The 21,797-nt window shown below is 61.1% G+C and carries 21 protein-coding genes and 2 pseudogenes; 12 read left to right on the forward strand and 11 right to left on the reverse strand.

Features of this window, described 5'->3' with window-relative positions; genetic code table 11:
* Window positions 1-98: 98 nt before the first annotated feature.
* From PVW49_RS17395 to PVW49_RS17425, 6 genes and pseudogenes are all read right to left on the reverse strand, one after another.
* Window positions 99-860, reverse strand: a pseudogene (locus PVW49_RS17395) (DNA-binding protein); the annotation flags it as partial.
* 113 nt (window positions 861-973) lie between these two features.
* On the reverse strand, window positions 974-2,107 hold the full coding sequence (locus tag PVW49_RS17405; protein ID WP_274591142.1) for a helix-turn-helix domain-containing protein: 1,134 nt from the start codon (window positions 2,105-2,107) through the stop codon (window positions 974-976).
* A gap of 204 nt (window positions 2,108-2,311) precedes the next feature.
* Window positions 2,312-3,235, reverse strand: a complete 924-nt coding sequence (locus PVW49_RS17410) for a ParB/RepB/Spo0J family partition protein (protein WP_067921651.1) — start codon at window positions 3,233-3,235, stop codon at window positions 2,312-2,314.
* Window positions 3,225-4,370 (reverse strand): plasmid partitioning protein RepA, encoded by a 1,146-nt coding sequence (gene repA / locus PVW49_RS17415; protein ID WP_274591143.1) that lies wholly within the window; start codon window positions 4,368-4,370, stop codon window positions 3,225-3,227. Before repA ends, PVW49_RS17410 begins: the two co-directional genes overlap by 11 nt.
* A 293-nt stretch (window positions 4,371-4,663) precedes the next feature.
* Entirely contained in the window at window positions 4,664-5,548 is an 885-nt protein-coding gene (locus tag PVW49_RS17420) for a recombinase family protein (RefSeq protein WP_274591144.1), read from the reverse strand.
* Between the two features lie 420 nt (window positions 5,549-5,968).
* On the reverse strand, window positions 5,969-7,120 hold the full coding sequence (locus PVW49_RS17425; RefSeq protein ID WP_232272209.1) for a tyrosine-type recombinase/integrase: 1,152 nt from the start codon (window positions 7,118-7,120) through the stop codon (window positions 5,969-5,971).
* A gap of 114 nt (window positions 7,121-7,234) precedes the next feature.
* Between PVW49_RS17425 and PVW49_RS17430 the strand changes: the two genes are divergently transcribed.
* Complete coding sequence (locus tag PVW49_RS17430; protein ID WP_274591145.1) at window positions 7,235-8,119, forward strand: DUF1403 family protein; 885 nt, start codon at window positions 7,235-7,237, stop codon at window positions 8,117-8,119.
* A 47-nt stretch (window positions 8,120-8,166) separates the two neighbouring features.
* Complete coding sequence (gene scpB, locus PVW49_RS17435; protein ID WP_197919471.1) at window positions 8,167-8,778, forward strand: SMC-Scp complex subunit ScpB; 612 nt, start codon at window positions 8,167-8,169, stop codon at window positions 8,776-8,778.
* Between the two features lie 16 nt (window positions 8,779-8,794).
* Here the strand turns inward: scpB and PVW49_RS23770 are convergent, their stop codons facing one another.
* From PVW49_RS23770 to PVW49_RS17445, 3 genes are read right to left on the reverse strand one after another with little or no spacing between them, the layout of a single operon-like run.
* Window positions 8,795-9,805 carry a TniQ family protein gene (locus PVW49_RS23770; protein WP_443137071.1) on the reverse strand — a complete coding sequence of 337 codons (1,011 nt, stop codon included), beginning with the start codon at window positions 9,803-9,805 and terminating at the stop codon, window positions 8,795-8,797.
* The gene (locus tag PVW49_RS17440) at window positions 9,802-10,668 is read right to left on the reverse strand and encodes a TniB family NTP-binding protein (protein WP_274591146.1); all 867 of its coding nucleotides are present in this window, start codon (window positions 10,666-10,668) and stop codon (window positions 9,802-9,804) included. Before PVW49_RS17440 ends, PVW49_RS23770 begins: the two co-directional genes overlap by 4 nt.
* Window positions 10,669-10,684: 16 nt before the next feature.
* On the reverse strand, window positions 10,685-12,448 hold the full coding sequence (locus PVW49_RS17445; RefSeq protein ID WP_274591147.1) for a Mu transposase C-terminal domain-containing protein: 1,764 nt from the start codon (window positions 12,446-12,448) through the stop codon (window positions 10,685-10,687).
* Between the two features lie 165 nt (window positions 12,449-12,613).
* On the opposite strand from PVW49_RS17445, the gene PVW49_RS17450 reads away from it, so the two are divergent.
* The 3 genes from PVW49_RS17450 (at window position 12,614) to PVW49_RS23775 (ending at window position 14,913) form a co-directional block, all read left to right on the forward strand.
* Complete coding sequence (locus tag PVW49_RS17450) at window positions 12,614-12,874, forward strand: helix-turn-helix domain-containing protein (RefSeq protein ID WP_274591148.1); 261 nt, start codon at window positions 12,614-12,616, stop codon at window positions 12,872-12,874.
* Window positions 12,875-12,949: 75 nt separating this feature from the next.
* Window positions 12,950-14,671 (forward strand): SulP family inorganic anion transporter, encoded by a 1,722-nt coding sequence (locus tag PVW49_RS17455; RefSeq protein ID WP_274591149.1) that lies wholly within the window; start codon window positions 12,950-12,952, stop codon window positions 14,669-14,671.
* Window positions 14,671-14,913, forward strand: coding sequence for a winged helix-turn-helix transcriptional regulator (locus tag PVW49_RS23775; RefSeq protein ID WP_371399016.1), 243 nt, complete (start codon window positions 14,671-14,673; stop codon window positions 14,911-14,913). Before PVW49_RS17455 ends, PVW49_RS23775 begins: the two co-directional genes overlap by 1 nt.
* 46 nt (window positions 14,914-14,959) lie before the next feature.
* On the opposite strand, the gene PVW49_RS17460 is transcribed toward PVW49_RS23775, so the two are convergent.
* On the reverse strand, window positions 14,960-15,106 hold the full coding sequence (locus tag PVW49_RS17460) for a hypothetical protein (RefSeq protein ID WP_274591150.1): 147 nt from the start codon (window positions 15,104-15,106) through the stop codon (window positions 14,960-14,962).
* Between the two features lie 432 nt (window positions 15,107-15,538).
* Here PVW49_RS17460 and PVW49_RS23780 point away from each other — a divergent pair.
* From PVW49_RS23780 to PVW49_RS17490, 6 genes and pseudogenes are all read left to right on the forward strand, one after another.
* Window positions 15,539-15,811, forward strand: a pseudogene (locus tag PVW49_RS23780) (transposase); the annotation flags it as partial.
* A gap of 309 nt (window positions 15,812-16,120) precedes the next feature.
* Window positions 16,121-16,534: an IS66-like element accessory protein TnpA gene (tnpA, locus tag PVW49_RS23785; protein WP_371399015.1), complete on the forward strand. Its 414-nt coding sequence runs from the start codon at window positions 16,121-16,123 to the stop codon at window positions 16,532-16,534.
* Entirely contained in the window at window positions 16,534-16,884 is a 351-nt protein-coding gene (gene tnpB, locus PVW49_RS17475) for an IS66 family insertion sequence element accessory protein TnpB (RefSeq protein WP_274591151.1), read from the forward strand. The genes tnpA and tnpB overlap by 1 nt, the downstream gene beginning before the upstream one ends.
* 54 nt (window positions 16,885-16,938) lie before the next feature.
* On the forward strand, window positions 16,939-18,489 hold the full coding sequence (gene tnpC / locus PVW49_RS17480; protein ID WP_371399021.1) for an IS66 family transposase: 1,551 nt from the start codon (window positions 16,939-16,941) through the stop codon (window positions 18,487-18,489).
* 55 nt (window positions 18,490-18,544) lie between these two features.
* Entirely contained in the window at window positions 18,545-19,531 is a 987-nt protein-coding gene (locus PVW49_RS17485) for a hypothetical protein (protein ID WP_274591152.1), read from the forward strand.
* A gap of 290 nt (window positions 19,532-19,821) precedes the next feature.
* On the forward strand, window positions 19,822-20,814 hold the full coding sequence (locus PVW49_RS17490) for an arsenic resistance protein (protein WP_274591153.1): 993 nt from the start codon (window positions 19,822-19,824) through the stop codon (window positions 20,812-20,814).
* 69 nt (window positions 20,815-20,883) lie between these two features.
* Here PVW49_RS17490 and PVW49_RS17495 read toward each other — a convergent pair whose 3' ends face one another.
* On the reverse strand, window positions 20,884-21,285 hold the full coding sequence (locus PVW49_RS17495) for a MerR family transcriptional regulator (RefSeq protein ID WP_036051002.1): 402 nt from the start codon (window positions 21,283-21,285) through the stop codon (window positions 20,884-20,886).
* Between the two features lie 96 nt (window positions 21,286-21,381).
* Between PVW49_RS17495 and PVW49_RS17500 the strand changes: the two genes are divergently transcribed.
* Window positions 21,382-21,789, forward strand: coding sequence for a mercuric transporter MerT family protein (locus PVW49_RS17500; RefSeq protein WP_027263666.1), 408 nt, complete (start codon window positions 21,382-21,384; stop codon window positions 21,787-21,789).
* The last annotated feature ends 8 nt before the right edge of the window (window positions 21,790-21,797 follow it).

Raw genomic sequence — 21,797 nt, forward strand, 5'->3', positions numbered from 1 at the left:
TACATACATTCTGGATATTCTGCAAGAGATGGGTTGAGCCCTTCCATGTGTCATCCGAACCGCCGCACGGTCTCAGTGTAGGTGTACTCATAGGCGGTGTTGCCGTCTTCAATGGACTCGTCCGAGGTCAGGTGGTCGTAGCCGCGATAGGCTACCAGCGCGCCGTAGCGGTCGAACGTGACGAACGCCCCTTCCCGTCCGATTTCCTTTGCGTCGAAGAACAACGGCCGGGTCTCGATCTCTTCCACCTCTGTTTCCGACACGCCAAGCCGCGTGTCGATCTCGTCGGGGATTTCATCCTGACTCGAGTATTCTTCCTCGAGCAGCTTAGCATTGGCCGTAGCTTCGTCATCCGGCATAGGTGCCGGATCGCCGGACAAGGACCGCAGGCCGTGGCTGTAGCCGTAGGGCAGGTCGAGTGCGACCTCGATCCACTTCCAGACCTCAACCGCAACCGTCTCAGCCTGGGCCTTGAGTTTTTCTGTCACCAGCCGATCGAGCAAGGCAAGGTCCTCGAGCGAACTGTCGCCATCGCCCTGGAAGAGGTCATGCAGCATCGGTCTGACCCTTGTCAGGCAGGGACACAAACGCGCAGGACTGGTCGAACGGGTGCAGCGCGTCGCTCTGCATGTTTCCGCAAGGGAATCGTCCTCGGTCAGAATCTCGAACTTGCCGGTTTTAGTACCATCGTCAGCCAACACGGGCCGCACGCTCAGGCTCTGCATGGGGCCGCGGCGAGCGATGTCCTCGACGGACACGCCGGCCTTGATGCGCCGCACGTTGGACTGCCTCAACATCATTTTTTCGAAAGGGATATCCCGGGACGGGGACAGGGTGATTTTCTGGACAGTTTTGGTCATCAGATATTCTCCACGGCAAGCGTCGGAAGCCACTTTTCCGATCTCACTTCCGGTCACCCTCAAACCAACACTCCTTTCCCTCTCATGGTGGTTCTTGACCGCGGTCAAGAAGTTCATGTGGGAGCAAGTTGTGTGCGTAGAACCCTTTCAAAATAAGCGTCAGGGTGTTTGATCGTGTCTGCTCTTGCTATCAGGTAGTCGAAAACGAGGAGCAGTTTTCCTGCACCAGCTTTCTGGATCCCATGCCGCAGTTCGTCTTGGCTTATTCTAAGCAATCGACCGAGGTCGTATAGAATGCGGGTGAGGGCTTCTCCTGTGCGCGGCGGTTCTGGGAAAAATCTCGCAACGTGGGTGAAGTCTTCCCATGCCATGCGTGCTGGGTCTCGGTTCATCGTGGGTTTGGTTTGTGCGGTTTGTTCACCGTGATTGACCGTAGTGGGAACAATCTTTTTAATATCTTTTTTTATAGACTCTATGTGCCGGACATTCTGACCGTTTGTGGCGGGCAGATCGTTGGAATCTGGTGTATCAGGTCGGTGTTCGATAGTTTGTAAATTATCTGCGGTACCAGCGTTTGCCGCGGCATGGTGTTCACCGTAGCTTGCGTCGGTATCGGCTCCGAGGGCCCTAAGTTCTGAGATAACGCTCAGGACTGCATCAACGGTTAATGTTGCTCGACGCAGGACATTTCTGATCATGTTGAGGGTAGAGAGCTTTGCTTCATCGAAGCGTGTCTGTTGGAGTAGCGAAGCACGTAGGGCCAACGCCTCAGCCTTCAGTGAGCGCAAGCGCTCGCGTTCTTCGGTGAGCTGCAAGGCTTGTGTCGCGAGCGAGCCGTACCTCTGGATCAAGGGCTTCAGGTCGATACCGAAGGCATCTCTGATAACGCCTCCATACCGCAGCGGAAAGCGTTTGCCATTTGCTGAATTCTTGCGCTCGATCAGTTCAGCAGCTGAGAGGCGTCCCAGGCTGCGTCGAATTGTTCTCTCATCGAGTCCATTGGCGCGCTCTGATAGAGAAGCGTTCGATGGGAACACGACAGTGAGCGTAAGTCGCTGGCTGTCCTGAATCTCACGTTCTTTGCGGGGTAGGAAGCTAATGAGCGCCGTCAGAACGGCGAGGTCATTGGTTGTAAGGCCGAGCTCCTTCCTCAGTACGCGAACTGGGCCCAGAAGCTCATAGGGGTTAGGGCAGGGTAGAGACGTCCGTTCCGCCAGGGCGGTTGTTGTTTCATTTGCATGTCTCATGGTGTTTCGGAAGAAAAAGCTTCCCCGTTCACCGCGAGCGGTGTTGAAATCGATTCGTTTTGGGGGTATCAATCAGGTGTCGAGACTGATTGAGGCCCTTCGGAAGCATCGCTTTCGGGGGGTCTTTCTTTTTCTAGCCGGTCCTCCTTTCGTTTTCTGCTCGTTGCTTTTGATGTCTTGACCGCGGTCAAGACACGGGGGTCGTCACTCTGGCCCGTCTTGACCGCGGTCAAGAAGCTCCGTGACCAGCTTCCGGACTGCCTCCTCAACACGAGGGACAAGATCAGCGTCCACATCGATGGTGATACGGTTGCCCTTTCGGCCGATCTTCACGCGCTCACTGGGGTGCGTCTTCTGCGTCGATGGTTTGGTGGCTGTCAGCAAGGTGACCGCCGCTTCGAGACGGTCGGGGGCCGGTATGTTGCGAGGGATTGTGCCGGCAACTTCTCGGGCTCTCGCGACGTCTTTCTCGCACAGCCTGAAAAGCTTTTCCCAAACCCGTCGACCAACGCCGTGTGCAGGTCCGATAGCCTGGATCAGTTCCATCGGGATGCCCGTAGCGATACGGTTCATCCGCGAGACGAGCGATTCATCGATCTGAAGTGCCCGATACGCGATCGTTTGAGCGTTCTTGCGCGTTTCGTCGGTTTTCCCAAGTTCTCGAATGATCCCGGCGACAAACAGAGCCCTTTCGATGAATGATGGATCTTGGCGCGCATTATTCTCTACGCCTTGGGCAATGAGAGCTTCCTCGTCGGTCATCTCCATGACCGTGGCGCGCACTTTCTGACCAAGTTGGCGACAAGCGAGAAGCCGACGGCGTCCATAGACGATCTCAAGCGCACCGTCTTCGGTTCGGCGAACCAGTACTGGAACCTTTTGACCGTGCTCGCGGATCGACGAGACAAGCTCATCCAGACCATCGCTTGGATCGATGCGGTCCATGACCGCGGACATCCGTATGGCGGTCGGGTCGATCAGCCGCGTGGCGTGTTTATCCTCTTCGAGCACAGATGCTTGAGCGCGAGCTACAGTCGGGCTCGTCCGTTTCATATCCAGATCGTCGTCTGAAGGCGGCGTTTTGCCCATCGCGTTCTTGAGTGAGTCCCCGAAGACCTTACGCGCCATGGCTACGCCCCCATGCTTTCAGGACTTCGCGTTCGACTTCGTCGGTCACGCGCGAGACGGACTCGATCGCGCGCTCGTAAGTTCTGCGGTTCACGTCGCGAGGTTCGACCTCGAAGATGCTCTGCTGGGTGTTCGCAGCATCACCCACGGCTGTTGATTTCAGGAACTCGGCAGAAAGCACGGCATCCCCGAGGACTGTCCGAAGCAGAGACGAAATCTGCACCTGCGGACCATCCGTATTTTCGTAGCGTGTGATCAGAACTCGCACGAAGTTCAGTCCATGTTCCGGGGCGTGTGCCTCGACGACGCCCATTAGGTTGCTCGCCATGCCCAGAAAGCTCGCCAGCGACATGACATCGAGCATCGACGCGTTGAGTGGGATCAGGACCCCGGTCGATGCAAAGAGGGCAGAGATCACCGAGAAGTTCAGCTGCGGTGGAGTGTCAAATATCACCACATCATATCGGTTGAGGACGGGCTCAAGCGCTTCCCGGATGCGGCTATGGAACGTGGTGGCGCCGTGTCTGAAGCTCAGGGCGACCTCAAACTCGTACTCCATGATGTCCATGGATGCCGGGATCAGATCCACGGTCGGAAAGTTCGTTTTGCGAATGATCTCTGTTGCGGGTAATGGATCGTCGGATCGGATAAGATCGTATGAAGTCGGCATATCCGGATCGAGCTCGGGAGTAACCCCGAACAGGTTTGTCAGACTTGCCTGGCTGTCGAGGTCGATCAGCAAGACACGGTAGCCGCGCAGACCCAGTAGTTGTCCTACATGGGCAACAGATGACGTCTTTGCCGAACCACCCTTCAGGTTGAAGATCGTCAAGACCTGACAAGCCTCTCCCGGTCTTCTGTGCGGGTGTTCTTCTGGCTTGATCCTTCCAGTCTCGAGAAGTACGCGTTGTGCCTCGACCATCTCCTCTGCAGAGAAGCTACGGCGGTTGCCGCCCTCCAGAACACCTTCGGGGAAGCCTTCGAGGTTTGACACATGATGGCGGAAGGTATTCTGATTAATGCGAAGAAGTTCAGCCGCTTCCCTCATGGCGAAGCGGCGGAGGCCCTTCTGAGCGTCCGGTGGGAAGGTTTCCTGCGCATGTTCACGCAACCGACTACCAAGCCGCTTGGACATGACTTCAAATCTCTGGGAGGCCCGTATCCCGTTCATCACTGCCCTCAAGTCTTTATTGTTTTGCAAAGCTTAACAGATATTGTGGATAAATCCAGACCAAACCGTTGAGCGGCTTGAGGGCGTTGAAGGCACCCATTTCTGTCGACGGTAAACTGTTAAAAATCAGCGTCTTGGGCGACTGCGCTCTCACTTTACTTCAACACCTCGTTGCCAGTTGCGAAGTGACCACAAGATGTATTGTGAGTGCGTAGAGAATTCAGTCGGCAGAATCGGATGGACGATTCTCCGGGATCTCAGTCGAGCAACCCCAGCCTCTCGGCCCGCTCCAGCAGCATCTTCACCGACGAAGGCTGCCAGCTTGTCCGCCCGCGGGGCGTGCGCTCACGCATCGCTTCCAGCCGGGTGCAGATCGCTTGGAGCGTAATGCCGGGATCCGCGCCCTTGATGGCGGCGACGATGGCGGGCAGGCGGTCATCGGTTTCGCGGCGGCCGGCGCGGGCTAAAACTGTTTCGGGCAGGAAGCCGTCGCGGACATAGGCCTTCACGGCGCGCAAGAGACGGCTTTGGGTCCAGCGACGCGCCTCGGGCAGGGGGCCGTTGATGATGCGCACCACGTCTTCCCAGGCCAAGTCGGGGCGCAACCGACGCACATGGGGCACCCAGTCCTGTGCCGTCTCGTTCAGACGCTCAATGTAGCCGTCCTGTCGCGCCAACCGCACCTTGCGAAGAGCGGCAGGGTCTTTGGCCCGCAGTCCGGGGTTTCCGCCCACGCGGCCCTTTGTGCGTGCGCTGGCCAAGCCAGCCTTCGTCCGTTCCCGGATTAGTGCGCGCTCGAACTCGGCCGCAGCGCCCAAGACCTGCAGCGTGAACTTGCCTTGCGGGGATCCGGTGTCGATCGGGTCCTGAATGGAACGAAAGAACGCACCCTTGGCCTCCAGCCGCTCGATCACCTCCAGCAAATGCGACAGGGATCGCGCGAGGCGGTCAATCCGCACGACGACCAGCGTGTCGCCTTTGCCGATGCGTTCCAACACTCGCCCAAGCACCGGCCGCGCGCGATTGCCGCCTGAGGCGTGCTCTTCATAGATTTCGGCGCAACCCGCAGATTTCAGGGCCTGCGACTGGGGCAGGGGGGTCTGATCCTCGGTAGATACGCGGGCATAACCGATCAGGGGCATCAAAACAATATTCTTGCAGTTTCATATAGCGTCATTAAACGACCGTTTGTAAACAAATGCAAGGGCGCGCGCTCTGGCGCTGCTTACCGGAATGCCCTTGGTTTCTATACACTCAGCGCAATCAGAGAGCCCTCGCCGACTATCGCCCGCGCGTGCTATATAAGCAGCATGGGCGCACTCTGACAAAACCCTTGGGTAGAATGCAAAACTCTAGTATTTTGCACATATGACACCTCAAGCGCCTGCCTTTCATGATGAATCTGATGCTCTCTTTCTCGACGCTGAGGAGGTGGGACAGTCGTCCGAGGACGATCTTTGGTTGTCGCGTTTAGCTCCCGATTTCAATTGAAGCAGTAAGCTGAAACTGAAGCGCTGGAATTTCACCTTAGCGCTTCACCAATGGGTCAAGAATCCTGAGCTTCACAGCCCTGCGGCTTTGGTCAGGTTCACCCGGAACCTGTCGCGCCTGCGCTGATAGCGCCGGGTCATCTCGGCCGACGCATGTCCGAGTTGCTTTTGAACATAGCGCTCATCAACCTCTGCCGACGAGGCGAGCCCGGCACGCAAGGAATGCCCCGAGAACATTGCCAACCGTTTGGCTTCCGGCAAATCGGATCTGATGCCACTCTTCATAACGGTTGCCTTGATCAGTCGCGCTATGTGCTTGTCGGAAAGGCGGGACTCGAGGGCACGCTTGCCGTCCCGCGAGGTGCGCACGAAGACCGGCCCAAAGTCGATCTTCGCAAAGTGTAGCCATTGCTCAAGCGCGTGGACGGGACAGGTCTGGCCGCTTGAGCCACGCCCGACCTCAACCTCGCGCCATCCGGTCTTGGCATTGAGGGTGAGCAGGGCGCCGCCGTCGAAGACTTCGACCCAGCCGCCGGAGTCCGGTGTATCGTCCTTATGCACATCGAGGCAGACCACCTCCGACCGGCGCAGGCCACCTGCATAGCCCAAAAGCAAGATCGCCCGGTCTCGGAGCCCGCGGAGATCGTAGGAAAGGGTGGCCACCATGGCCTGGATGTCCTCAGGCAGGATCGCTTCCTTCTGGACCGGCGGGCGCGCATGCTTGCGTTTGATCCCGGCCAGAACGGTGGCGATATGCCGGTCCTTGCGATCAAGAGTGAACCCGCGCTGTCTGTAGTTCCAGGCAAGCCCCGAGAGACGGCGCTCGATCGTGGAGACCGAAAGGGTAGGGGCCTTCCCGGTTGGTGCAGCCAGATCAGCCACATAAAGTCCAATCATCTCGGGCGCGGGGGGCAGAGGTTCCGTGCCTTTCAACCGGCACCAGCGGCTGAAGTGTTTCCAGTCGGCCGCATAGGCCTTGTTCGTGTTCCCGGCTGTCGAGGCCTCGGCGTAGCCACGGGCGGTATCGATCAGCCGGTCGAGTGCGCCGGAGCCGGCCACATTGGCGGGCAGGGCGATTGAGGCTCGGTCCCGAGAGGTTCTCTTGTCGTGTTCGTCACCGTTCAACGAGTCATAGGACGCTGAGCTCGAAATCTCTGCGCCAGACGCGTCGGAATCCTCGATTTTGGTGCTGTTATTCGTAGGACTGCTCATGTTTTCGAGCATATCATTTTTACGCCCGATAATGCAAGATTATCGGACATCATGGCAAAAGATAGAGCGAGGCGTTTTCTGTGCTATTTTCTGGAGCAAAGCGCCGCGATGGTTTAGGCTTCAGTCATGACATTTGCCCGACCGGAACACTCCATCGACACAGACACTCTACCCCGGATGCCCGCATGGGTCACCTCGGCACGTCCTGAAGCCTTTGAAGATGTGGCGTTTTTATCGGGCGCGGCGCTGAACCACCTGCATCTTGTGTTGGGACGCGAAGAGGTCCCCAAAGCCTTGTTGCGGGATCGGCTGGCGCTGCGAGCGGCCGAGGCATGTGCCGGGTTTTCTGGTCGGCCGGAAAGAGCCCCAGAGCTGCGCGACGCGATTCATCTTCTGCGCCCTGGCGATCTACCTGATCCCGCGGGGGAAACTTACCTTGCCTGGCGTCGCGCGGTGGAGCGGCCGGTGTCGATCAAGGCTCTGGGCCGAGCCTTGCCGATCTTGGAGTTGGGCCAGATTGCTACATGGCTCGATACGGGGAAGGGAGCGCCGGTGACCCGTGCCGCGATGGCGCTGGATGCTGTCCTGACGGAGGCACCCCGTGCCGAAGTCCCGGCGTTGATCCTCGCGGACGCCGCCCTCGCCCAGGCGCTTGGTTGGGATCATGTCGTGCCGCTGCTGGCCGCGGGTTTGAAACGCACAGACCTGCGCAAGCGGGGTGACGATTTGCGCCTAGCCTGTCATCGCGCAGTGACCGCATCCGCGGTCGAGGCCGCGCGTCTGGCTGTCGATCTCGCGCGTCGGGCTTCGCTTTTGAAAGGAGTTGCACCAAAGCTTCGGGCCAAGGGGGCAGGGGCGGCGGTGAAAATATTCCTGACGCAGGACGCCGTGGCGCCCAGTGCCCTGCCTTTGCCGGACCGCGCGGCGCGGCGGCTCTGTGACCGGCTTGTCGATCTCGGCGCGGTCCGTGAGCTAACCGGGCGCGACACATTCCGGCTCTACGGGGTGTAGCCATGAGCATGGACAGCGAAAGTGGGAACCGGTTTCGCGGTTCGGACATGCGACCGGAAAGGAAGTCGAAGGATCGACCAGAAGCTGAGCTTGATCGCGAGTTGCTCGACCTGCCACCGGAGTTGCGCTGGCGGGAATGGATGCGCCGGATCGAGGCGGTGCTGTTTGCCTCTGCCTCGCCTGTACCGCGCGAGGATCTGGCGCGCATAGTGGGGCAGGGGACTTCGGTTGATCTGCTGTTGGAAGACCTTGCCGCTGATCTGGAAGGGCGGGCGTTCGAGATTGCCATGGTCGCAGGGGGGTGGATGTTCCGGACGCGGCCTGTTTACGCGCCTGCGATCCGCGCCGCAGCGGATGTCGGAGACCAGTTGCTGGACCTGAACGAGTTCGACGTCGCGATTTTGGCGGCCATCGCCTACCACCAGCCGATCACCCGCGATGGGCTCAAAGACATCTTTGGCAAAGAGATCAGCCGGGACCTGATCGGAAGGCTGCATGCACACGGTCTGATTGGAACTGGGCCGCGCGCGCCGCGTCGTGGTGCCCCCTATACCTTCGTGACCACAGACGCGTTCCTCTCAGCTTTCGGGATGGAGAGCTTGCGCGACCTGCCAGACGCTGAACAGCTGAATGACGCTGGGCTGGCCGCGCGCCCTTGAAACCTGCTTCAGACCATCAGGGCACCTGCCGCTGCTGATGGAGCCGCGCGGCCGCCTGAACGAGATCCGCCAAATGCGGGCCAGCGGTGGTAGAGCAAGGCCCAGCTTTGGGCCGAGGCAGGACGGCATCGCTGAAGGATGTGACCAGTCCGCTCCAAGCTGGCGCAGCCTGAGCGACGCGTTTCCAATAAGAGATCGCGGGACTTCTTCGCATTCCGAAAGGCGTCGACCGCCCTTCCGTCAATTGCCGAAGCAGATGATAGCGATCTCGATGAGGGAGGCGCGCGATGGACATGCGCTGTTTCCCAAATTGAAAGCAGGCTGATCCAAGAAGGTCCGGGAGTGATCGCCCCTCTGCCATTCGATGCCCTGCTGCATGCAAACGAAGCAGATCGTCGATCAGGCGCTCCAGACGCCGAACTCCGTTGGCGGCGGGACGGGTGCGTTTGCAGAGGGCCGCGCCGCACCAGGCGCAGATCTGATGCGGCACAAGACGCTTCTGGCTGAACGGAGCCAATCCTTGTCCGCAAGACGGGCACCTGTCTCGAAGCCGACAACCGTGACGAAAGCAAGAAACGCGTGTCGCCAGGCTCCAGCCTCGGCGAAAATAGGGCGTTTCGTCTTCCGCCAGACAGGCCGGGCAGAATTGCAGCCAGGTCGCCTGCGTCTTTGGTGCGCAACTCTGCTGAGGCGATGCCCGCAGGGGCAAACGCAACCGGGCCAAGGGGTCAGGAGCAATGGTCAGAGCCGCGATGTCTTCCAAGGGTATGTGGGTATGTTCTCCCAGAAACTGCAGAATGCGATCTGGCATCGCTCGATCAAGACGTGCCGACCAGTTCTGACCTGGCGCTCCGAGAAGCGCACCAAAATAGTGCGGAGGTATGCCGTTTGCGTAAGCGAGGCGGTGCAGCCAGCTCGACAGAAGTTCACCTGGTGCGGGCATAATGCTCATGGGCCAACGGTTTCCCGCCGCGCCTTCATACCGCTCTGCAGGCGTCACGGAGATCCCGGTCGGCCCAAACCTCATGTCATCTCGTGACGCAAAGCGGAATTGCGACGCCTCGAGAGAGGCACATAGCCAAGGTCCGACAGGGTTGCGCCCGTGATCCGGTCCTCACCGCGCGAGATTGCCGCAACTGCCGCCCTGGTGACTATCTCGATAACCTCGCCGATCAGCCCCTCTGACAGATCGTGGATGATCTTTGCCAAGGGTTCGCGCGACAGATCGGAAGCTTCGGCGAGCGGCAGACTGGCTTCCAGGCTGTCGAGTAGCGTCGCGAACTCCTCGTCATACGCCCATCGCGGAATGGGGATCGTATCGAAACGTGAGCCCATTTCGTCCGTATCATGAACCGCATCGTAGATCGCGATTTCGCCGACAAGGACGGGTGAGATGTCATGCACTCGTGCGATCCGCCGCAAGAACGAGAAGATGGCCTTCACATCCTGGCGCCGCCCGCGCAACGCGCTGTGGAACTCGTCGAAGATCAAAAGGCGCGGCTTCAGGCGCTCCAGAAGATGATCGACCTGATCGCCGGCGCGGGCCAGGCTGCGCCAGCCCGCGGCTTGTGGCGCGCGCAATCCGGACAGGATGCTGGCATAGAAATGCGACAGCCCTGCACCTTCCCGGGTCTGAATCACCCACACCTTTTGTTGGTCGGCAGCACGCAGATGTTCGACGGCGAAGCGTTCGGCGATCATGGTCTTGCCGTTATGGTAGGGACCGGCAAGCAGCAAACCGCGTGGGCGCAGGGATGGCGGTCGCTCAAGCAGCAGTCGCATCGCGTCATGCGCCGCGCCGGCCGCCGGATGGCTGATCCAGCGCGGCGCGCGCACATGGGCGATCCGCACTGCGTCATCGGCCTGCAAGAGTGGGACGGTGGCGGACATGAGGTGGTCCGGCACCTTACCAATCCTCGATTGGGAAGACCCGCCGCGGACGATCCGGGTCGAGCTTTGCCTGGGCCGAGGCGGAAGGCGTAGCGAAGTCGGCATAAGGCTTCTTTGCCTCGGTGGCATGCCGGGCGCGGGTCATCTCCTTCAAACGGCTTTTGGGGGTTTTGGCGGCGGCAACAGTTGCGGCGATTTCGCGTCGGATGGCTGATGCCTCCTGCACAGGGCGCCGCTGGATTTCACGCCGCTGCTGTCGATCCGCCTGGTGCTGCCAAAGCGTGATCGGCTCGGCCAGTCCGTCCCGTCGCCTGACCGGCCGCCAGGCCTGCGTATCCGGATCCTTGACGTAGACATGGCTGATGTCGCGAGGATCATAGCACAGATCGAGCGGCTCCAGCCGGTCACGACGCGCAACCAGCGGGCCAAGCCAGGGCTCGAAATAGTCGATGGCGAAGAGACTGAAGCCCTGAGGTGAAATTTTCCGCGTCTTGCGCGGCAGGAAATTCAGCAGCACATCGACAGGCGCATCGATAGGCCGGTCCTTCGGCTGGAACCGATCTTCCCACTCTTTCGCCGGAACGGTCAGCCTGCGCGCATTCTGGCTCAGGTTGTGGTCGATGATCGCGAGCGCGATGCAGCGTTCAAGATCCGCGAAGCTGAGCCGTGCCCGCGCTTCCGAGGCATAGTCGCCCCGATCCGCGATGGAACGCCCCGTCTTGCCGGGCAAGGCGCGTAGCGCGGTGTTCACTTTCCCAAGCAGGCGTTCCACGACTCCGCCCCGATGCACGGTGCCCTTGTTCCGCATGCGTATGGCGATGCCATAGTCCGCGCATCCTCTGCTGAAGGTGCTGCTCTGGAACTCCTTGGCGGAATCGACGACGATTTGCTTCGGGCGACCGTGCATCGGCCAAGCATGATCGATACCGCGTTCTGCCAGCCAGTCAATCTTGCAGCACATCGCGTGCGCCAGACAAAGCGCGACAGACAGTCGTGACGGCCGCTCGAGGGTCAGGCAGAAGCCGATGATCGCGCTCGTGGCCACATCTGCAGCGATGGTCAGATAGGGACGACCAACGAAGACACCGTGGTCATCAATCACCTCAACAAATTGGATGTCTGCCGGCGTGTGATCGATCTGGACAACGTCGAGCGCGTGGTTAGCCCGGATGTAGCCCGGTCGCGGCTTCAGCCGGTGCAGGTGTTTACCATCCGACAGGCGGCGGCGGGCAATTTCTTCCGGGGCGAACAGAATGGGGATCCGCCGGGCGACAGTGACATAGGCGGGTGGAGTGTGCCCTTCCTCTGCGCAGCGGGTGCGGATCTCTTCAACGATCGGTGCAAGGTCCGGCTGCTCCGGGCGCAACCACATCTCCCGCAGGGTCACCGCGATGATGTTCTCGACTGCGGGGTTGATCCTTGGTTGTCTTGTTCCACTCCTTCGCGGCAGAAGGGACGATACCCTGCGCTCTTCCCGATACCGCGCCAGATAGTTGTAGACTTGGCGTGTCGAGAGCCGCAGCTCGGATGCCGCGCGCATCACGGCCTCACGCACCGGCGCCGCTCCGTCAAGAATCCGGTCCAACTCGCGCGCGGTACGCGTCGCCTTGGCCCACGCTTCATCCGAGGCATGCGCTCCGCCGGACGTCATCGATATGAAACTTTCGGGACCAGCTGCGCCGCGCGCTAACAGGGTGGCCACTTGCTGAAATACAGAACCAAAATTGAAGCCTTTAGCTGAAAAATGATGTGCGATATCGCCGTATCTTCCAGAAATCACGTAATAATCATGTGCTGAAAATAGTGAAGAAAATGCGACACCCCGATGTGGATCGCCACATCGGGGATGGAGATAGACGGATGCATATTGAAACCACGTATATTGATATTTGACATATCAAAGATAACGGTTTAGATAGGGGTCATCCCATTCACAGGATACCTCATGATCACTGGCCCCCAAATGCGCGCTGCTCGTGCTTTGCTCGGTATCGACCAGAAGACCCTGGCCGAACTGGCAGGGCTTTCCGTGCCGACGATTCAGCGCATGGAGGCAAGCACCGGCAATGTGCGCGGCGTGGTCGACAGCCTGACCAAGGTCATTGCAGCGCTTGAGCTTGCCGGGGCAGAACTCATTGGAGAAGGCTCCGTCAGCACGACGGGCGGACGCGGTGTGCGCCTCAAGGTGCCTCCACCCAGACATTGAAAAACTCAACACGCGACGGCGACCGCCGACAAAAAGCCGACGATCCCGCTGCTACCCTCAAAGGTGCGGCCGAAGATGAAAGACCAGACCACCAGACAGAGAACGGCACCCAGCTTCGTCGAACTCTTTACTCCGAAACTCGTCACCGTCCTGCGTGAGGGCTATGGACTGCCCCAGTTGCGGGCGGATGCCATTGCCGGTCTGACCGTTGCCATCGTCGCACTGCCCCTCTCGATGGCGATCGCTATTGCCTCGGGGGCGACCCCGGCACAGGGGCTCTACACCGCGATCGTTGGCGGCTTCCTTGTCTCGCTTCTTGGCGGTTCGCGCTTCCAGATCGGTGGCCCAGCTGGTGCCTTCATCGTGCTGGTGGCCAGTACCGTCGCACTGCACGGAATGGACGGGCTGATCCTCGCAACCTTCCTGTCGGGCTTGATGCTGACTGCAGTCGGGTTCCTGCGGCTTGGCACCTTCATCAAGTTTATTCCCTTCCCAGTCACTGTCGGGTTCACGGCTGGGATCGCGGTGATCATCTTCGCCAGCCAGATCAAGGAGCTCTTCGGCCTGACGCTCGATCATGAGCCCGGTGAGCTACTTGAAAAACTGCCCGTACTTTGGGCGGCCCGGGACAGTATCACGCCCGCGGCTGTTCTGCTGTCTGTCGCGACGGTCGGCATCATTCTCGGCCTGCGCCGGTGGCGTCCCCATTGGCCTGGCATGCTGATCGCGGTCGCGGTAGCGGCGGCAGTCGTCGCGCTTCTTGGGCTGCCGGTTCAGACCATCGGCACCAAGTTCGGTGGGATCCCGTCCTCACTTCCTGCCCCGAGCCTGCCGGAACTCTCGATGGAGAAGATCTTGGCGGTGCTTCCGGAGGCGATCTCCTTCACCCTGCTCGGCGCCATCGAGTCGCTTCTGTCGGCCGTCGTGGCCGACGGCATGACCGGGCGGCGGCACCGTTCGAACTGCGAGCTTGTCGCGCAGGGGGCGGCGAATATCGGGGCGTCCCTCTTTGGCGGCTTCTGCGTTACGGGCACGATCGCGCGGACGGCAACCAACGTGCGGGCGGGCGCGCATGGGCCGGTTGCCGGGATGCTGCATGCCCTGTTCATCCTGCTCTTCATGCTCGTCGCCGCCCCCCTCGCGGCTTATATTCCGCTCGCCGCACTGGCGGGTGTTCTGGCCGTCGTGGCCTGGAACATGATCGAGAAACCCGCCATCGCGATCTTGCTGCGCTCGGGCTGGGGCGAGGCGACAGTTCTTGGCGCGACCTTCTTCCTGACCATCTTCCGCGATCTGACCGAAGCCATCATCGTCGGCTTCGCACTCGGGTCAGTCCTGTTCATCCAGCGTATGAGCCAGACAACCGGGGTCGCTGAAAACACTGCCTTCGTCGGCCGTGATGAAGCGGACTCCACGCACCCGCGTGCGACCTACGACGAGGAGCAAGCGGCAAACCCCGAGGTTGTGGTCTATCGTATCACCGGCGCGCTCTTCTTCGGCGCGACGGCCTCGATCGGATCGGTGCTTGACCGCATTCAGGACAGCCATAAGGCGCTGGTCGTCGACTTCTCGGCAGTGCCGTTCCTCGACTCCACCGGGGCCAACATGATTGAGGGCCTTGCGCACAAGGCACACAAGCGTGGCGTGGCCCTTTGGCTGACAGGGGCAAGCCGCGACATCCAGCGCGTGTTCGTAACACACGGCCTGAAACGGCCACTCGTCCACTATGCCGCTTCCGTCGAGGACGCGCTCAAGAGCCTTGAGGACGGTGTCGACGCCCACGAGGAGGCCGCGTGATGCAGAGAGTCGCGTCGGAGCGCCGGCGGCGCCGAGAGTCCTTTGATCCACAGGAGCGACGCCGCTATGTTCTTTCCGCGCTTGAGCGTCCACGCACACAGGCAGAGCTTCGTGACGCCCTTGGCATGAGCAACAGCGGAATCTTGCACCTTCTGCGGCGCCTAGAGCGAGACGGGCTGGTCTGCCCAGCCGAACGTGTGGCCTGGACGCGTGTCTGGGAAAAGACGCGAAACGGTGACTGACGTCATGAGCGCAGACACCTCAGACGCCCCGCCGAATGGGAATGCGTCATCCTCCACCTGGACCGCTCTGCTTGAGTGCGCCGAGGCGGCAGAGAATGGAGAGCTCGATCTCGACGGAAGCGCTCCACAGGTTGTGGCGCTGGCTGAGCACCTTGTCGATGTTGGCCTCTTGCGCGTCCCGCGCGCGGATCATTATGCTCTGACGCCGACCGGAAGGGAGCGTCTCGGGCAGTCCAGGACGGGCGCTGCTTCGATCAAGCCTCGGCGGCGCGCGCCACTCCTTTTTCCTGTGGCCCTTGCAGCAATCGCGGTGGCCGTCCTCTGGTTTTGGCTGCGTTCTTAGGCTTGGTCAGTCGCGCGCACACGAAAAACCTTCTGTCGTATTTAGGCGCCAACTACTTCGAATATAGGGCTCCGCTCGGTCAGTTTTCCGAAGCGGATTGTGGGACTTATCGGGAAACGCGCAAAGGTTCGGAGGACCCTGCTGACAAATCAGGTCGATCCGGGGCTGATGTGTGGTTCTTAATTCCAAAATTCCCACCATCATCATCGCGCGATTTCGCCTGCCATCACGGCCTGTCCATGTGCCACGAGCGTCGCGGTGAACCTCGGGCATCCAAACTGCCGGATAATCGGTATCCTGTGCGGCCGCGAAGCAGACCCTCTCCCTGCATGGACCTGTGACGCGATCGAAGCCGACCTAGCGCCACTCGTGCGCTTCGCACGCAGGTTGAACTGGGACTTCGATGCGGTCAAATACGCCATCGAGATGCCATGGAGCAATGGCCAAGCAGAAGGTCAGATCAATCGCCTGAAGACCCTCAAACGCGCCATGTACGGCCGGGCCGGTCCAGAATGGTTGTGGGTGAGAATGCTACCGTCCCGCCACACAAATTGAGGATGACCCGATTTAAGGGCAACGCGCCACCGATCCAGCTCACACGAGACCCTTGTTGCTCAAGCCCAAGCCGTCGGACGTCATCGATATGCAAAATTCCAGATCTGATGCGCCATACGCCTCCTGTGCTGCCACTTGCTGAAATACGGAACCAAAATTGAAGCCTTAAGCTGAAAAACGATGTGCGTTATCCCGGTATCATCAAGGAATAAAGTTATAATCACGGTAAGCGGTGTCTGAACCACACGTTGCCGGCCCCGGCGTTGGCTGCGAGGTGATACCCATCTCATGATGGGAGTGCGTTTCGCAATGGAGGCTCAGACTGCGTTTCTCAGATCGCTCGGTGTGGAGATTTTTGAGAGCGGACATCGCCGGTGGCCGGAGGCCGTGAAGGCGCGGGCCGTCGCAGAGACGCTGGAACCGGGCGCGACCGTGAACGCGGTGGCGACGCGTTACGGGGTGAAGCCGAACCAGCTGTCGGCATGGCGGAGCCTGGCCAAGCAAGGGAGGCTGGTCCTGCCCGCCGCCGAGATGGCCGACGAACCGGTATCTTTCGCGCCGCTGGTGTTGTGCGAGCCGGACCCTCCGCAGGCACCGGAACCTTCACCACATTCGGATGACAAGCTGCGGCTGATCTTCGGGGACGTGGCGATCGAGCTCGCCGCCGAGACCCCGGCGGCGCGGATTGCCGAGCTCGTGCATGCGCTCAGGGCGTCCTCGTGATGATGCCGTCCCACACCGTCCGTATCCTGGTGGCGACGCAGCCGGTCGACTTCAGGAAAGGGCATGACGGGCTCGCAGCGCTGGTGCAATCGGTGCTGAAGGAGGACCCGTTCACCGGCACCGTGTTTTTGTTCCGGGCGAAGCGCGCTGACAGGCTGAAGATCCTGTTCTGGGACGGCAGCGGGTTGGTGATGGCCTACAAGCGGCTGGAGGAGACCACCTTCACCTGGCCGGCGGTTCGGGACGGCGTGATGACGTTGAACCGGGCGCAGTTCGAGGCCCTGTTTGCCGGTCTCGACTGGCGCAAGGTGAAGGCCTTGGAGACCCGCCGTCCGGCTGCGGCAGAATGAATCAGGCGCGGGAAAGGGCGCGCATCTGACATCGCTTTGGGCTACCTTTCCGCCATGCCTGATGCCGCCATCATCGACCTGTCCGCCATTCCCGAGGCGCAGCGCGAAGCGGTCGCCGCAGTTCTGCGCGAGCGGGATGTTCTGAAGGAGGCCAACAAGCGCCTTGAGCATCTGGTCGCCGAACTCAACCAGGTCGTTCATGGCAAACGGTCGGAGAAGCTCAGCGAGGATGATCGACAGCTGGCTTTCGAAGACTTGGAAACGGCGATCGGCGAGGTCGAAGAGAAGCGGGACGTTCAGGTTCCCTCCGAGAGCCGGCCCCGGCGTGCGACCCGGCGCAATCGAGGCAACCTGCCCAAGGACCTGCCACGCATCGAGCGGGTGATCGAGCCGAACAGCCTATTGTGCCCCTGCGGTTGCGGGGAGATGCACAAGATCGGCGAGGATCGCACCGAGCGGCTGGACATCGTGCCTGCAAAGTTGCGGGTGATCGTCACGGTTCGTCCCAAATACGCATGTCGCAGCTGCACGGACGGCGTGACCCAGGCGCCGGCCCCGGCGCATCTCATCGAGGGTGGCCTGCCGACCGAAGGCGCCATCGCGCATGTGCTGGTCGGCAAATACGCGGACCACTTGCCGTTGTATCGACAGAGCCGGATCCTTGCCCGATCGGGCATCGAGATCCACCGCAGCACGCTGGCCGACTGGGTCGGCACCGCCGCCTTCCATCTCGGCCCGGTAGTCGACCGGCTGGCCGAGCATCTGAAGGCGTCGACCAAGCTGTTCATGGACGAGACCACGGCCCCCGTTTTGGACCCGGGGCGCGGCAGAACCAAGACAGGATACCTCTGGGCGCTCGCCCGTGACGACCGGGGTTGGGGCGGAGATGATCCTCCGGGTGTGGTCTTCTTCTACGCACCCGGTCGTGCCGGGGAAAACGCGGAGACGATCTTACGGGGCTTCGACGGAACCCTACAAATCGACGGTTACCAGGGCTACAACCGCCTCACGCGCCTCTCCCGGAGGGGCGGTGATCCGGTGCGGGTTGCTCATTGCTGGGCCCATGCGCGGCGCAAGCTGAAGGAGGTGTTCGACCGTGACGGCTCCGAGATCGCCGCCGAGGGGCTGCGCCGGATCGCCGAGTTCTACAAGGTCGAAGCCGACATCCGCGGCGCGTCACCGGGCCAACGGCTCTCAGCCCGTCAGGCGCGCACGGCGCCCCTCGTGACCGAGTTCGGTGAATGGCTACAAAAACAGCGCCTGCGCGTCTCCGCCAAGTCACGCTTGGGAGAGAAGCTCGCCTACATCCACCGACACTGGGATGGGTTGCAGACCTTCCTTCAAGATGGGCGGGTCGAGATCGACTCCAACAGCGTCGAGAACCTGATCCGGCCGATCGCTCTGAACAGGAAGAACGCATTGTTCGCCGGGCATGACGAAGGCGGGTGCGCCTGGGGTCGTATCGCGTCGCTCATCGAGACCGCAAAGATCAACGGCGTCGAGCCCTTCGCTTATCTCAAGGCTATCCTCGAAGCCATCGCCGCCGGCCATCCGCAAGGCCAAATCGACGATCTCTTGCCCTGGAACTTCAAGCCGTCAAGCTGATCCCGGGTGGGGCGCAGACGCCGCTTACTAATCACGTGCTGAAATAGTGAAGAAAATGCGACAGTGGTTCCTGCCCGGTCCGATGGAAGAGGAGCCGCATTTTCTGCCGCCCGGACCTAGGGCCGAAGTGCGTGAGACCGCTGTTCTCGACGATTGGCGACATGCCGAGGCGGGCCATGCTGCCCGCCTTGCCCGTGTGGCCGGCCGGATCGGGGCGTTAGACGACCGTCTGAAGCGTGGCCCGGAAGGCTGGCGGCACAGGCTTGCGTTGATCGAGGCGGCAGACCTCAGCTGGTTTGCAGGCGACCGAATTGGCCCGGATCGGCTGGCGCTCTGGATATCCATGCGCTTGTCCGGCGTGCAGGACGACACCGCAGCGCTTGCGCGTGTCGGATGGGCGGTGCGGCGTCTTACAGGCGGTCCCGGCCCAGAGGTGGACCTGTCCGCCTTCCTCGATCGCCGTGACCCCGAGAACATGGTGGATGAAGCCGAGCCCTTCGCGGATCGCGCGGGCGGGTGGCTTGACCTGATGGCGCAAGCCGCCGACCTGCACCCGATCACGCGTGCCTGCATGGGGTTTCACCTCTGGAGCCTCGCGGGCCTCGGACAGCAGAGCAACCGAATGGAAGCGGCGGTCACGGCGTCGCGCATTGCCGCGCATGAGGGCGAGGGGGCAATATTCGCACCCCTGGCCATGGGTGGGGCGGGGGCGCTGCGCGCCGGCGGCCCCCCGGCTGAACGTTTGGCGCGCTGGCTCGAGAAAATGGAAACGGCCTGCCTGACCGCGATGCGGCACCTCGACGATATCGAGACATGGTCGGCGCTGGCGGAAGCCGAGATGACCCCGCTCTCGGGCAAGACGCCGCCAGCCCTGCGCGGAGTGCTGACCGAATGGCCCCTGGTCTCTGCCCCTATGGCCGAGGCCCTGACCGGAGCCAGCCGCGCTGCTGTCCAGCGCAACCTCGCCTGGATGGAAGCGCGGGATCTGGTCCGCGAGCTAACAGGGCAAGGACGGTTTCGAATGTGGCGCGCCACAAACTGATGGTCGAACCGATCTGTGCGGCGGCCATGTTGCGTCTATCCGCAGCGCAGCTGAAACGGTGAGGAGCGCCGTTTTCCAGAGTCAAAGAGTTCGGCTGATCGGCTGAGACAATTCGGCTTTCGCCGCGTCCCCAACTACCATGAAAGCATTGTCGACTGGGTCGTGACCGGTCTGCGGGTATAAACCGGACAGACCATACAACGCTCCAAGCGACGAACGTGCCGTTGTCGTAACGGCCTGTCTAATGATGTCTTTTTGAAAATCGCCGTCGGATAGAGCAGGGGCAGGACATGAAGCTGCAGAATCTCGAACGCCATCAAGCTTGGATCTATCTCGCTACCATCCTCTCCGGTCTGGTCTTGGGCGCGCTCGCCCCCGGTATCTCGGGGGTGTTCGAGGCGCTGCTGTGGCCGGTGCTGGGGCTTATGCTTTTCACTACCTTCGCTCAGATGCCGCTCGCGCACCTGCCGCGCGCGACGCGCGACCGGCGTTTCATCGGCACCCTGCTGATCGGCAACTTCGTCCTGGTGCCGCTGCTGGTCTGGGGGCTGATCGCGTTCCTGCCTGACGATCCTGCGCTTCGGCTCGGGGTGCTTGTCGTGCTGCTGGTGCCCTGCACCGACTGGTTCATCACATTCACCCATCTCGGTCGCGGCGATGCGGTGCGTGCCGCGACCGCGACACCGATCCTCCTCGCGGTTCAGTTCGCCTGTCTGCCGCTCTTCCTCTGGCTCTTTCTGGGCAACGCATTCCTTGAGCTTCTCGCCGCCGATCGCATTGCCGCCGTCTTTGCGGCGCTTATCCTGCTGCCGCTCACAGCGGCTTTCCTGCTGGAGCGTTGGGCAGAGGCGCGCCCGGAGCGGGCCGCGATAGTAAATCGCCTCGCCTGGCTGCCGGTTCCGCTTCTGGCTGTCGTGGTGTTCCTGATCGCGGCCTCGCAAGTCGACGAGGTACGGGATGCGCTGCCGGTTCTGGCGCAGGTGGCGGGCGTTTACGTCGCCTACCTCGTCGCCGCAGCACTTCTGGGTGCGGCGACCGGGCGGGCGGCCAGATTGCCCACTAGCGGGCGACGAACGGTCATCTTCTCGCTCGGAACCCGCAACTCCTTCGTCGTACTTCCGCTGGTGCTGGCGCTCGGACCGGAGTGGAACGTGGCGGCCGTGGTCATCGTTTTCCAGTCGCTCTTCGAGCTCTTCGGCATGGTCGCCTATCTGTGGATCGTGCCGCGCTATCTGGTCCCCGAACATGCGGCGAACACGCAGGACTCCGCGGGGAACGAATGATCGCAAACAACGGCGCTGGCACCATTGTACGCTTGGCTGACATGCGTGGGCGTCCTCAACTATGGCCCTTCAGGTCACCTCCGTCAGCGCGTCGATCACAGGGCATTCAGGGACATCGTCACCGGTGCATTGCGCTACGGTGGAAGACAGCACGCGTTCGATGCGTTTGAGATCGTCGATCTTGGCGCGGATCGAGGCGAGATGCGAATTTGCCAGACCCTGCACCTCGCCGCAGGTCTGGGCCCCGCCATCGACCAAGGCGAGCAGATCGCGGACTTCGTCGAGCGTGAACCCAAGCTCGCGCGCGCGCATGATGAAGCGCAAGCGCGCGACATGCCGATCATCGTAGACGCGATAGTTTTTGCTGGAGCGCGGCGGCTCGGGCATGACGCCGATGTTCTCGTAGTAGCGAATGGTCTCGAGATTGCAGCCGGTCAGCCTGGCCAGATCTCCGCGCCTGAGGACCTTCACCGATCTGTGATGATTTATCACGTTTAACCCTCTTGAGCCTGTACCTGCTACAGACCCTAGATCGAGATCATCACTGAGGCAGTGATGATTCGAACCATGACTGAAACCACATCCGCCGGCCGGCAGACGGCAATGGACGAAACAGGGGCTGCCGACAAAAAGGAATGGGCGACAACCTGGCTCGGCGCGCTTGGCGCGCTGGCCATGACCTCATGCTGCATCCTGCCGCTGGTGCTGGTCAGCTTCGGCGTTACCGGCGTTTTCATTGCGCAGCTGGGCGTTCTCTACCAGTACAAATGGATCACCTTCGCGCTGAGTGCCGCCTTCATCGGCTATGGATTTTACAAGGCCTACCGTCCGATCCCGGCCAAAGTCTGCGCGGATGGCACCTGCGCGCGTCCCATGAACCGGAAACTCATGCGATCCATTCTTTGGATTGCCACCACCATCGTCACCGTCACGATGATCTTTCCCTATCTCACCCCATACCTTCTGTCCTACTGAAAGGCCGA

Origin of the sequence: Marinovum sp. PR37, assembly GCF_028807375.1 — a bacterium.
GTDB classification, from domain to species: domain Bacteria; phylum Pseudomonadota; class Alphaproteobacteria; order Rhodobacterales; family Rhodobacteraceae; genus Marinovum; species Marinovum algicola.